This is a genomic window from Kitasatospora fiedleri, from assembly GCF_948472415.1.
Classification (GTDB): Bacteria; Actinomycetota; Actinomycetes; order Streptomycetales; family Streptomycetaceae; genus Kitasatospora; species Kitasatospora fiedleri.
This window is the reverse complement of the sequence record NZ_OX419519.1, coordinates 5,242,640-5,255,680: the sequence shown is the minus strand read 5'-3', so window position 1 is coordinate 5,255,680 and position 13,041 is coordinate 5,242,640. Positions and strand designations below refer to the sequence as shown.

Annotated in this window: 5 protein-coding genes and 3 rRNA genes; all 8 read right to left on the bottom strand. The window is 66.7% G+C overall.

Features of this window, described 5'->3' with window-relative positions:
- Positions 1-234 precede the first annotated feature (234 nt).
- The 8 genes from QMQ26_RS24175 to QMQ26_RS24135 all read right to left on the bottom strand — a co-directional run bounded on the left by QMQ26_RS24175 (position 235) and on the right by QMQ26_RS24135 (position 12,857).
- Positions 235-903: a response regulator transcription factor gene (locus QMQ26_RS24175; RefSeq protein WP_100840478.1), complete on the bottom strand. Its 669-nt coding sequence runs from the start codon at positions 901-903 to the stop codon at positions 235-237.
- Positions 855-2,267, bottom strand: a complete 1,413-nt coding sequence (locus QMQ26_RS24170) for a sensor histidine kinase (protein WP_282202658.1) — start codon at positions 2,265-2,267, stop codon at positions 855-857. Before QMQ26_RS24170 ends, QMQ26_RS24175 begins: the two co-directional genes overlap by 49 nt.
- 200 nt (positions 2,268-2,467) lie before the next feature.
- Positions 2,468-2,584: ribosomal RNA gene (gene rrf / locus QMQ26_RS24165) — 5S ribosomal RNA — on the bottom strand.
- A gap of 76 nt (positions 2,585-2,660) precedes the next feature.
- Positions 2,661-5,769, bottom strand: a 23S ribosomal RNA gene (locus QMQ26_RS24160).
- Positions 5,770-6,052: 283 nt separating this feature from the next.
- Positions 6,053-7,569, bottom strand: a 16S ribosomal RNA gene (locus QMQ26_RS24155).
- Together the 16S, 23S and 5S rRNA genes form the textbook arrangement of a ribosomal RNA operon.
- A gap of 631 nt (positions 7,570-8,200) precedes the next feature.
- Positions 8,201-9,727, bottom strand: a complete 1,527-nt coding sequence (locus QMQ26_RS24150) for a CoA-acylating methylmalonate-semialdehyde dehydrogenase (RefSeq protein ID WP_282202657.1) — start codon at positions 9,725-9,727, stop codon at positions 8,201-8,203.
- A gap of 106 nt (positions 9,728-9,833) precedes the next feature.
- Positions 9,834-11,219 carry a hypothetical protein gene (locus QMQ26_RS37515; RefSeq protein WP_318552037.1) on the bottom strand — a complete coding sequence of 462 codons (1,386 nt, stop codon included), beginning with the start codon at positions 11,217-11,219 and terminating at the stop codon, positions 9,834-9,836.
- 123 nt (positions 11,220-11,342) lie between these two features.
- Positions 11,343-12,857 (bottom strand): gamma-aminobutyraldehyde dehydrogenase, encoded by a 1,515-nt coding sequence (locus QMQ26_RS24135; RefSeq protein ID WP_282202655.1) that lies wholly within the window; start codon positions 12,855-12,857, stop codon positions 11,343-11,345.
- Positions 12,858-13,041 lie beyond the last annotated feature (184 nt).

Sequence of the window (13,041 nt, the reverse complement as noted above, 5' to 3'; positions counted from 1 at the left end):
CGCGATGCCGGTACGCCGTCGACAGACTCGGCCCACCGGATACTACTCGTACGGGCGTTCCCCCTTGTCGCCAGCCCGGACCACCACCGCACCTCCACTGGTCCACACCACCGCACGCACCACCGCCGCCCCCGCTCCTGGCTCCCGCCCGCCCGCTTCCTCCCGTCTCCTCCCCTCTCCTCTCCCTCTGCGCCTGCTCCTGCGAGCCGCGCGCCGGGCTCTCCACGGCCGCGCTCAGCCGTCCACCAGTCGCTCCGCCGAACCGTTCAAGTACGCCAGCACCGCCAGCACCCGCCGGTTGCCGTCCTCCGTCGGCGCCAGCTCCAACTTCCCGAAGATATTGGCGATGTGCTTGGCCACCGCGCCGTCACTGACCGTCAGCCGCGCCGCGATCGCCGAGTTCGAACAGCCCTCCGCCATCAGCCCCAGCACCTCCCGCTCCCGTGGCGACAGCCGCTGCAACGGCCCCGACACCGCGTTGGACTGCAACAGCCGGCCGATCACGTCCGGGTCCATCGCCGTCCCTCCGGCCGCCACCCGCCGCACCGCGTCCACGAACTGGTCCGCGTTGAACACCCGGTCCTTGAGCAGGTACCCCACCCCGCCCGTCCCGTCCGCCAGCAGCTCCCGCGCGTACAACTGCTGCACGTGCTGCGACAGCACCAGCACCGGCAGCCCCGGGATCTCCCGCCGCGCCGCCAGCGCCGCCTGCAACCCCTCATCCGTCAGCGTCGGCGGCAGCCGGACGTCCACCACCGCCACGTCCGGCCGCTCGGACAGCAGCGCGGCCAGCAGATCCGGCCCGGTCTCCACCGCCGCCGCGATGGTGAACCCATGGATCTCCAACAGCCGTGTCAGACCTTGGCGGAGGAGGTAGAGATCCTCGGCGAGGACAACGCGCACGGCAGCTCCATCATGATCGTGGTCGGCCCGCCCACCGGACTGTCGAGCGAGATCGTTCCGTCGAACGTACCCAATCGCTTCTCGATCCCCCGCAGCCCGCCGTCCGCCTCCATCCGCGCACCCCCGTGCCCGTCGTCCGTCACCACCACCCGCAGCCGACCCGCCCGGTACAGCACGTCCACCCAGGCGTGCCGGGCCCGGGCGTGCTTCGCCGCGTTCGCCAGCAGCTCGCTCACGCTGAAGTACACCGCCGTCTCCAACGCCGCCTCCGGACGCCCCGGCAGACTCACCGTCACCTCCGTCGGCACCACCGCCGTCAACGCCAGCTCCCGCACCGCGTCCGGCAGCCCGCGCTCCGCCAGCACCGGCGGATGAATCCCCCGCACCAGGTCACGCAACTCCTGCAGGGCCTTCGCCGACGCCTCCCGCGCCTCCGCCAGCAGCTCCATGGCCGCCTCCCGATCCGTCCCCATCAGGTGCTCGATCGTCCCCAGCGTCAATCCGATCGTCACCAGCCGCGCCTGCGCCCCGTCGTGCAGATCCCGCTCGATCCGCCGCAACTCCGCCGCCTGCGCGTCCACCGCGTCCGCCCGGGTCTCCGTCAGGTGCGCCACCCGCTCGGTCAGCTGCGCCCGGCTCTGCCGCGGCCCGTCCCCCAGCACCCGGCACGCCCACACGCCGTGCCGCTGCACGCCCGCCGGCAGCCCCGACAGTCCGGCCACCAGCAGCCCCGCACCGAACAGACCCGTGCCCACGGCCTTCATGTAGCCGCCGAGCTGCCCGAACGTGTCGTGCAGCAGCCACCCCGCCGCCCACAGGCTCCCGACGCCCCCCGCCACCAGCCCGAGGAACGGCAGCACCAGCACCAGCAACCCCGCCGGATTCGCCACCAGCCAGAGCGCCTCCCGCCTGATCTGCGGATCGCGCACGGCCCACTGCACGAACTGCACCGCCCGCGCCACCTCGTGCCCCCGGTGGTACGAGTACCCCGTCCACCAGAACCCGCGAGGGTCCTGCTCCAACGCCTCCCTCGGCGAATACACCACCACCCACGGCTGCGCCGCCCTCCGTTCCACCCGCCGCCGCGTCCACGCCGCACCGTGCCGCACGAACCAGTACGTCGACACTGTCCAGACCAGCGCCATGCTCAGCGCCGCCACGCAGTACGGCACCAGCGTCCCCACGTTGAAGAGGTGGAGCATGACCACCTCCGTGAACACCGCCGCCAGCACCGGCACCGCCAGCCCCACCGCGGCCGCCGCCGTCATCACCACGGCCTGCCCGCCGGCCCGCACCGCCGTCCGAGCCCGCTCCCCCAACTCGGGCCCGAAGGCCACCCGACCGAACCACGCTGTCGTCGCCAAGACCACTCCCCGAGAAGCCGAACCCCGTTCCAGAACGCTCCCCAGTCTCCCCGCGGTCCACCGGCTGGCGCATTGGCCGTGCCACCCGTCTTTGGGGTGGACCTAGCACCACCCCTCTCACTGGCTCTCACTCGCCGTCGGCTTCCGGGAACGCGAAAAAGCCCCCCGACATCCCGTCAGGGGGCTTTCCCACAAAGATTGTTCGGCGGCGTCCTACTCTCCCACAGGGTCCCCCCTGCAGTACCATCGGCGCTGTGAGGCTTAGCTTCCGGGTTCGGAATGTAACCGGGCGTTTCCCTCACGCTATGACCACCGAAACACGGTGAAACTGTGCACCGCCCGCCATGACGCGGGGGTCGTTGTTTCAGAACAACACAGTGGACGCGAGCAACTGAGGACAAGCCCTCGGCCTATTAGTACCGGTCAACTCCACCCCTCACAGGGCTTCCATATCCGGCCTATCAACCCAGTCGTCTACTGGGAGCCTTACCCTCTCAAGGAGGTGGGAGTGCTCATCTCGAAGCAGGCTTCCCGCTTAGATGCTTTCAGCGGTTATCCCTCCCGAACGTAGCCAACCAGCCATGCCCTTGGCAGGACAACTGGCACACCAGAGGTTCGTCCGTCCCGGTCCTCTCGTACTAGGGACAGCCCTTCTCAACACTCCTACGCGCACAGCGGATAGGGACCGAACTGTCTCACGACGTTCTAAACCCAGCTCGCGTACCGCTTTAATGGGCGAACAGCCCAACCCTTGGGACCTACTCCAGCCCCAGGATGCGACGAGCCGACATCGAGGTGCCAAACCATCCCGTCGATATGGACTCTTGGGGAAGATCAGCCTGTTATCCCCGGGGTACCTTTTATCCGTTGAGCGACGGCGCTTCCACAAGCCACCGCCGGATCACTAGTCCCTACTTTCGTACCTGCTCGACCCGTCAGTCTCACAGTCAAGCTCCCTTGTGCACTTACACTCAACACCTGATTGCCAACCAGGCTGAGGGAACCTTTGGGCGCCTCCGTTACCCTTTAGGAGGCAACCGCCCCAGTTAAACTACCCACCAGACACTGTCCCTGATCCGGATCACGGACCCAGGTTAGACATCCAGCACGACCAGAGTGGTATTTCAACGGCGACTCCACCCGAACTGGCGTCCGAGTCTCACAGTCTCCCACCTATCCTACACAAGCCGAACCGAACACCAATATCAAGCTATAGTAAAGGTCCCGGGGTCTTTCCGTCCTGCTGCGCGAAACGAGCATCTTTACTCGTAATGCAATTTCACCGGGCCTGTGGTTGAGACAGTCGAGAAGTCGTTACGCCATTCGTGCAGGTCGGAACTTACCCGACAAGGAATTTCGCTACCTTAGGATGGTTATAGTTACCACCGCCGTTTACTGGCGCTTAAGTTCTCAGCTTCGCCCGACCGAAATCGGACTAACCGGTCCCCTTAACGTTCCAGCACCGGGCAGGCGTCAGTCCGTATACATCGCCTTACGGCTTCGCACGGACCTGTGTTTTTAGTAAACAGTCGCTTCTCGCTGGTCTCTGCGGCCACCACCAGCTCAGGGAGCAAGTCCCGTCACCAGCAATGGCCCCCCTTCTCCCGAAGTTACGGGGGCATTTTGCCGAGTTCCTTAACCACAGTTCACCCGAACGCCTCGGTATTCTCTACCAGACCACCTGAGTCGGTTTAGGGTACGGGCCGCCATGAAACTCGCTAGAGGCTTTTCTCGACAGCATAGGATCATCCACTTCACCACAATCGGCTCGGCATCAGGTCTCAGACTCATGTTGCGCGGATTTGCCTACGCAACGTCCTACACCCTTACCCCGGGACAACCACCGCCCGGGCCGGACTACCTTCCTGCGTCACCCCATCGCTCACCTACTACCCCGTTGGGTCACCGGCTCCACCACGTCCCTTTGTCCGAAGACTCCGGGCCGGCTTCACGGGCTTAGCATCAAGAGGTTCGACGTTGGCGCTTCAAAGCGGGTACGGGAATATCAACCCGTTGTCCATCGACTACGCCTGTCGGCCTCGCCTTAGGTCCCGACTTACCCTGGGCAGATCAGCTTGACCCAGGAACCCTTGGTCAATCGGCGCAAGAGTTTCCCACTCTTGTATCGCTACTCATGCCTGCATTCTCACTCGTGAACCGTCCACAACTCGATTCCTCGGCTGCTTCACCCGGCACACGACGCTCCCCTACCCATCACAGCCTCCGTTGGGAGTATTGCTGCAATGACACGACTTCGGTGATGTGCTTGAGCCCCGCTACATTGTCGGCGCGGAATCACTTGACCAGTGAGCTATTACGCACTCTTTCAAGGGTGGCTGCTTCTAAGCCAACCTCCTGGTTGTCTCTGCGACTCCACATCCTTTCCCACTTAGCACACGCTTAGGGACCTTAGTCGGTGTTCTGGGCTGTTTCCCTCTCGACCATGGAGCTTATCCCCCACAGTCTCACTGCCGCGCTCTCACTTACCGGCATTCGGAGTTTGGCTAAGGTCAGTAACCCGGTAAGGCCCATCGCCTATCCAGTGCTCTACCTCCGGCAAGAAACACGCGACGCTGCACCTAAATGCATTTCGGGGAGAACCAGCTATCACGGAGTTTGATTGGCCTTTCACCCCTAACCACAGGTCATCCCCCAGGTTTTCAACCCTGGTGGGTTCGGTCCTCCACACGGTCTTACCCGCGCTTCAACCTGCCCATGGCTAGATCACTCCGCTTCGGGTCTTGGGCATGCAACTATGGTCGCCCTATTCGGACTCGCTTTCGCTACGGCTACCCCACACGGGTTAACCTCGCTACACACCGCAAACTCGCAGGCTCATTCTTCAAAAGGCACGCAGTCACAGCCCCAAAAGGACTGCCCCTACGGCTTGTAGGCACACGGTTTCAGGTACTATTTCACTCCGCTCCCGCGGTACTTTTCACCATTCCCTCACGGTACTATCCGCTATCGGTCACCAGGGAATATTTAGGCTTAGCGGGTGGTCCCGCCAGATTCACACGGGATTTCTCGGGCCCCGTGCTACTTGGGAGAAGCTCAAGCGAGCCGTACAGATTTCGTCTACGGGGGTCTTACCCTCTACGCCGGACCTTTCGCATGTCCTTCGACTACCCATACGGTTTCTGACTCGCCCAGCCGCCGGCAGACGACTGAAGAACTTTCCCACAACCCCGCTCTGGCAACCCCTGCCGGGTCTCACACCACAACGGTTTAGCCTCATCCGGTTTCGCTCGCCACTACTCCCGGAATCACGGTTGTTTTCTCTTCCTGCGGGTACTGAGATGTTTCACTTCCCCGCGTTCCCTCCACATACCCTATGTGTTCAGGTATGGGTGACAGCCCATGACGACTGCCGGGTTTCCCCATTCGGACACCCCCGGATCAAAGCTCGGTTGACAGCTCCCCGGGGCCTATCGCGGCCTCCCACGTCCTTCATCGGTTCCTGGTGCCAAGGCATCCACCGTGCGCCCTTAAAAACTTGGCCACAGATGCTCGCGTCCACTGTGCAGTTCTCAAACAACGACCAGACACCCACACGCAACCACCCTCACAGGTGGCCTCGCCTGAGGCCGGCATCCATGAGACAACGGCAAGCCGTTCCCTCAGGACCCAACAACGTGCCCGACACACCCGATGAACCGAAGCCGCGTTCCACACCCCGGAGGGGCAGTACTGGCGATCCATCACCGTGTGTGCCGAATAGTCAACGTTCCACCCATGAGCAACCGTGCGAGACATGCGCTCGCAAGCGGCCATGTGCTCCTTAGAAAGGAGGTGATCCAGCCGCACCTTCCGGTACGGCTACCTTGTTACGACTTCGTCCCAATCGCTGGTCCCACCTTCGACGGCTCCTCCCCTTGCGGGTTAGGCCACCGGCTTCGGGTGTTACCGACTTTCGTGACGTGACGGGCGGTGTGTACAAGGCCCGGGAACGTATTCACCGCAGCATGCTGATCTGCGATTACTAGCAACTCCAACTTCATGGGGTCGAGTTGCAGACCCCAATCCGAACTGAGACCGGCTTTTTGGGATTCGCTCCGCCTCGCGGCATCGCAGCCCTTTGTACCGGCCATTGTAGCACGTGTGCAGCCCAAGACATAAGGGGCATGATGATTTGACGTCGTCCCCACCTTCCTCCGAGTTGACCCCGGCAGTCTCCTGTGAGTCCCCGACATTACTCGCTGGCAACACAGAACAAGGGTTGCGCTCGTTGCGGGACTTAACCCAACATCTCACGACACGAGCTGACGACAACCATGCACCACCTGTACACCGACCACAAGGGGGCTGATATCTCTACCAGTTTCCGGCGTATGTCAAGCCTTGGTAAGGTTCTTCGCGTTGCGTCGAATTAAGCCACATGCTCCGCTGCTTGTGCGGGCCCCCGTCAATTCCTTTGAGTTTTAGCCTTGCGGCCGTACTCCCCAGGCGGGGAACTTAATGCGTTAGCTGCGGCACCGACGACGTGGAATGTCGCCAACACCTAGTTCCCAACGTTTACGGCGTGGACTACCAGGGTATCTAATCCTGTTCGCTCCCCACGCTTTCGCTCCTCAGCGTCAGTAATGGCCCAGAGATCCGCCTTCGCCACCGGTGTTCCTCCTGATATCTGCGCATTTCACCGCTACACCAGGAATTCCGATCTCCCCTACCACACTCCAGCCTGCCCGTATCGAATGCAGACCCGGGGTTAAGCCCCGGGCTTTCACATCCGACGCGACAGGCCGCCTACGAGCTCTTTACGCCCAATAATTCCGGACAACGCTCGCACCCTACGTATTACCGCGGCTGCTGGCACGTAGTTAGCCGGTGCTTCTTCTGCAGGTACCGTCACTTGCGCTTCTTCCCTGCTGAAAGAGGTTTACAACCCGAAGGCCGTCATCCCTCACGCGGCGTCGCTGCATCAGGCTTCCGCCCATTGTGCAATATTCCCCACTGCTGCCTCCCGTAGGAGTCTGGGCCGTGTCTCAGTCCCAGTGTGGCCGGTCGCCCTCTCAGGCCGGCTACCCGTCGTCGCCTTGGTAGGCCATTACCCCACCAACAAGCTGATAGGCCGCGGGATCATCCTGAACCGCCGGAGCTTTCCACCAACCCCCATGCAGGAGAAGGTCGTATCCGGTATTAGACCTCGTTTCCAAGGCTTGTCCCAGAGTTCAGGGCAGATTCCCCACGTGTTACTCACCCGTTCGCCACTGATCCACCCCGAAGGGCTTCACCGTTCGACTTGCATGTGTTAAGCACGCCGCCAGCGTTCGTCCTGAGCCAGGATCAAACTCTCCGTGAATGCTTCCACGAAAGAGCGGCACGGCAACCACCGGAATAGGGCGGCCCCGCGCACTGCGTCCTCGCTAGTGTTTTACTTCAAAAGGAATCTCCAACCCCGAACAGAGTCGAGGCCGGGGATGTCAACATATCTGGCGTTGACTTTTGGCACGCTGTTGAGTTCTCAAGGAACGGACGCTTCCTTCGAGCCGCATTCCTGCGAACCCTCCGGGCGCTTCGTTCTTTCGTGTTCCCAGCTTATCAGATCCGAGCTCGTGCTCTTTCCCGACTCGCTTTCGTCTTCCGCGACCTGACGGCCCTTCCGACGTTTCAAACTCTAGCCGATCCCCGCTCCGAAAAGCGAATCGGACGCAATCTCCGAAAAAGCGCACGACAAATACGAACGGGGACGCGAAAGACACGCGACCCGTCACGGATCAGCCGAACCGGTTTCTCAAGGGATTGGCCACCCCGGGACCGTCCACGCAGATACGTGTCCGGTGCTCCCTGCCGAGCGACCAGTGAACACTACGCCGAATCCGGGCCCGGTGCAAACAACTGCCCGCAGTGGGCGGTGGCAGCCGGGATGACAGCCGGAAGGCCGGCCCCGGGTGGGGGCCGGCCTTCGGTCGTGCCGGGGGGCGGTGGGCTGCTCAGTTGTTGGTGGGGAAGCCCAGGTTGATGCCGCCGTGCGAGGGGTCGAGCCAGCGCTGGGTGACGGCCTTGCCGCGGGTGAAGAACTGGACGCCGTCGGCGCCGTAGGCGTGGGAGTCGCCGAACAGCGAGGCCTTCCAACCGCCGAAGGAGTAGTAGGCGACGGGGACGGGGATCGGCACGTTGATGCCGACCATGCCGACCTCGACCTCGTTCTGGAAGCGCCGGGCCGCGCCGCCGTCGTTGGTGAAGATGGCGGTGCCGTTGCCGTACGGGTTGGCGTTGATGAGCTCCAGGCCCTCGTCGTAGGAGGGGACCCGGACGACCGAGAGGATCGGGCCGAAGATCTCGTCGTTGTAGACGGACATGCCCGGCTTGACGTGGTCGAACAGGGTGGGGCCGAGCCAGAAGCCGTCGGCGGTGGGGGCGCCGGTGGCGTCCTCGGCGACGATGGCGTGCTTGCGGCCGTCGACGGCCAGCTCGGCGCCGTCGGCGACGCCGGACTCGACGTAGGAGGTGACCTTGTCGCGGTGCTGGCCGGTGACCAGGGGGCCCATCTCGGAGTCGCCGTTGCAGCCGGGGCCGACCTTGAGGGTGGCCATCCGCTCCTTGATCTTGGCGACCAGCTCGTCGCCGATCGGGTCGACGGCGACCAGGACGGAGACGGCCATGCAGCGCTCGCCGGCCGCGCCGAAGCCGGCGTTGATGGCGGCGTCGGCGGCCAGGTCGAGGTCGGCGTCGGGGAGCACCAGCATGTGGTTCTTGGCGCCGCCGAGGGCCTGCACGCGCTTGCCGTAGCGGGTGCCGTTCTCGTACACGTAGCGGGCGATGGGGGTGGAGCCGACGAAGGAGACCGACTTGACGTCGGGGTGCTCCAGCAGGCGGTCGACGGAGACCTTGTCGCCGTGGACGACGTTGAAGACGCCGTCGGGGAGGCCGGCCTCCTTCCACAGCTCGGCGATGAAGTTGGCGGCGGACGGGTCCTTCTCGGACGGCTTGAGGATGACCGTGTTGCCGGCCGCGATCGCGATCGGGAAGAACCACATCGGCACCATGGCCGGGAAGTTGAACGGCGAGATGATGGCGACCGGGCCGAGCGGCTGGCGGATCGAGTAGACGTCGACGCCGGTGGAGGCCTGCTCGGTGAAGCCGCCCTTGATCAGCTGCGGGATGCCACAGGCGTACTCGACGACCTCCTGGCCGCGGGCCAGCTCGCCGAGGGCGTCGGAGTGCACCTTGCCGTGTTCGGAGACGATGATCGCGGCGAGTTCGTCCTTGCGGGCGTTGAACAGCTCGCGGAAGTTGAACAGCACCTGGGTGCGCTTGGCGATGGAGGCCTGGCGCCAGGTGGTGAACGCCTGGGCGGCAGCGGCGACCGCCTGGTCGACCTCGGCGATCTCGGCGAAGTCCACCTGGCCGGTGACCTGGCCGGTGGCCGGGTCGTGGATGTCGCCGCGGCGGGGCGCGGTTCCGGCGGTGGCGACGTACTGGCCGCCGATCCAGTGGGTGATGTGCTTGCTGCTCAAGGGTCTCTGCCTCCGATGTCCACGGATGTCCCGCGCTCGTTCTCCAGTCTGCGCGGGACGGCGGGCCCGCTCAACGAGCACCCTGACGGGGAAGCGCGATTCACCCTTACAGGTCGTCGGAGTGGTCCGCCGGGTCCGGGGAGTCCAGGCGGTCGAGGTGGTCCAGGTGGTCCAGGTAGGGGTCGTGCAGGCCGTCGGCGAGGGCGGTGGTCTCCAGCAGGTCGAGGCGCAGGTCCTGGGCCCAGGTCTCGGCCCATTGCCGGGTGCCGGTGGCCTCGGGCGGGAGCAGGGCGGCGGCGGTCTCCAGCCGGTCGGCGAGCGCGCGGGCGGTGAAGTCCTCGTCGAACGCGCCTGCCAGGGAGAGGAGTTCGCCTTCCCGCCGGTGGTCGGTGAGGGCGTGCAGGGCCTGGAGGTCGGCGGGCAGGGCGCGTTCGCAGAGGGTGAGGACGGCGAGCGCGGCGGCGTCGTCCAGCGCGGCGACCGGGACGGGGGCGCCGTCGGGGAGGGTCGGCGGGTGGCGCAGCGGTTCGCGGCGCAGTTCGACGCCGAGCGGCGGCGGCTCGGCCCGCGGGGGCCCTCCCGGGACGCCGTTCAGGGGCGGCTCCCCCGTGCTGACGGCGAGTTGGCGGCGGCGGGCGGTGCCGGGTGCCGCCTGGACGCGGTGGCCGGCGGCGCGCAGGGTCTCGGCGAGTCCGGTGGCGAGGTCGGCCAACGGCGGGCCTTCGGCGGTGACCAGCAGCAGGTCGGTGCCGCGGACGGGGGCGGCCAGGCCGTGCAGGCGCAGCGCGTCCGGTCCGGCCAGGGTGAGGGCGTGCCGCAGGCAGTACGGCTGGACGGCGGCGAGCAGCGCGGCACGGTCGCGATCACGCTCGCGGTCGCGGTCCCGATCGCGGTCGCGGTCGCCGTCGCCGGGCGGCCCGAGTTCGTCGACGAGGTCGGCGGGGCTGGTGTCGTCCATGGGGTCAGTCTGTCCCGTCCGGCCCGATCCAGTGCAGTCCGTCCCGCCCCGTCCGCTCCCGTCCGTCCCGCACCCCACCCGTCCCGTCCTGGTACGGCCCGCGCAGGTGCGCGGCGGCGTCGTGCAGGGCGAGTTCGAGGGCGCGGGGGTCGACGAGTCGGCCGTCGGGGTGCGGGGGATCAGCCAGTGCGGGCCGCGGGTGGGGCGGGTGGGGTGCGGGACGGCGATCCAGGTGCCGTCGCCGGAGGCGCGGATGCCGGTGCCGGTCCAGCGGTCGGCGGTGCCGACGGGGACGAGGAAGCCGACGGTGTCGCCGTCGGGGTCCTCCAGGACGGGGCCGCCGCCGAGCCGGTCGAGCAGCGCGGCGGCGGGGCGGCCGAGCGGGCCGGGGGCGTGCAGGACGTCCCAGCGGCGGCCGGCGGGGAGCAGGGCGAGGCCGAACCGGGTGCGTTCCCAGGTGCGCCGGCAGTGGTCGGGGTCGGGGGCGGCCTCGGCCAGCCAGTGCAGGGCGCTGGGGTGGCGGACGGTGCTCACGTGCGGTTCCTCGTCTCTCCCGGGTGGCGGGCGGCGGGCGGGGTGCCTGCTGCCGTCACCCGGGAGAGCGGGGTACCGGGGATCTCTTACACGGATCGGGGGCCGTCCGCGGGCGGCCCGCGGTCAGCGGTCGCCGAAGATCGTCCGGTGCCAGTCCTTGCGGGCGACCGCGGTGGTGTCGAACATGACGTGCTTGACCTGGGTGTACTCGTCGAGCGAGTACTGCGACATGTCCTTGCCGTAGCCGGACGCCTTGTACCCGCCGTGCGGCATCTCGCTGATGATCGGGATGTGGTCGTTCACCCAGACGCAGCCGGCCGCGATCTCGCGGGTGGCGCGCAGCGAGCGGTGGACGTCGCGGGTCCAGGCGGAGGCGGCCAGGCCGTAGGGGGTGTCGTTGGCCAGGCGCAGTCCCTCCTCGTCGCTGTCGAAGGGCAGCACGACGAGGACCGGGCCGAAGATCTCGCCCTGGACGACCTCGCTGTCCTGGGCGGCGCCGGTGATCAGGGTGGGGCGGTGGTAGGCGCCGAGCGCGAGGTCGGTGCCGTCGTGGCCCTTGCCGGTGGCGGGGCCGCCGGTGACGACGGTGGCGTAGGAGCGGGCGCGCTCGACGAAGCCGGCGACCCGGTCGCGGTGGGCGTAGGAGACCAGCGGGCCCAGGTCGGTCTGCGGGTTCAGCGGGTCGCCGAGGCGGATGCCGTCGTACAGCTCGGCGACGCCGGCCACGAAGGCGTCGTAGAGCGGGCGCTGGACGTAGGCGCGGGTGGCGGCGGTGCAGTCCTGGCCGCTGTTGATCAGGGAGGCGGCGACGGCGCCGTGCACGGCGGCGTCGAGGTCGGCGTCGTCGAAGACCACGAAGGGGGCCTTGCCGCCGAGTTCGAGGTGGGTGCGCTTGACGGTGGCGGTGGCGATCTCGGCGACCCGCTTGCCGACGGCGGTGGAGCCGGTGAAGGAGACCATCGCGACGTCGGGGTGGCCGATCAGGTGCTCGCCGGCGGTGCGTCCGGCGCCGGTGACGACGTTGACGACGCCGTCGGGGATGCCGGCGGCGGTGCAGGCGCGGGCGAACATCAGCGAGGTCAGCGGGGTGATCTCGGCGGGCTTGAGGACGATGGTGTTGCCGGCCGCGACGGCCGGGAGGATCTTCCAGGCGGCCATCTGGAGCGGGTAGTTCCAGGGCGCGATGCTGCCGACCACGCCGATCGCCTCGCGGCGTACGTACGAGGTGTGGTCGCCGCTGTACTCGCCGGCGGCCTTGCCCTCCAGGTTGCGGGCGGCGCCGGCGAAGAAGGCAGTGTTGTCGATCGTGCCGGGGACGTCGAACTCGGTGGAGAGCTTGATCGGCTTGCCGGTCTGCGCGGTCTCGACCCGGGCGAAGTCCTCGGCGTGCTCGGCCAGGATGCCGGCGAGGCGGTTGAGCGCCTCGGAGCGGGCGCCGGGGGTGGCGCCGGACCACTCGGGGAGGGCGGCGCGGGCGGCGGCGACGGCGGTGTCGACGTCGGCGGCGGTGGCGAGTTCGACCTGCTGGACGGTGGCGCCGTTGGCGGGGTTGACCACGGCGAAGGGCTCGCCGCCGGAGCCCCGGGCCGGGCGGCCCGCGATGTGCTGCGCGCCCTCGTTGAAGCTGGTCAGGTCCATGAGCTGCCTCCATTGCCTACTCGACCCGGCCGACGATGCCTCGGTTCGGCCCCGGGGGCAAGCGTCACTCAGCAACGGCCCGATCGAAGGGCCTTACATGCTGCAAGGCCGCGTCCGGGCGACAGGGCGTCGCCGTCGCGGATGATTGTCCTGACACCCTGAGAACCCCCGTCCCCCTGAGAAC

Coding starts and splice junctions, on each gene's coding strand:
- QMQ26_RS24135 (WP_282202655.1), bottom strand. CDS start 12,857: ATGGACCTGACCAGCTTCAACGAGGGCGCGCAGCACATCGCGGGCCGC.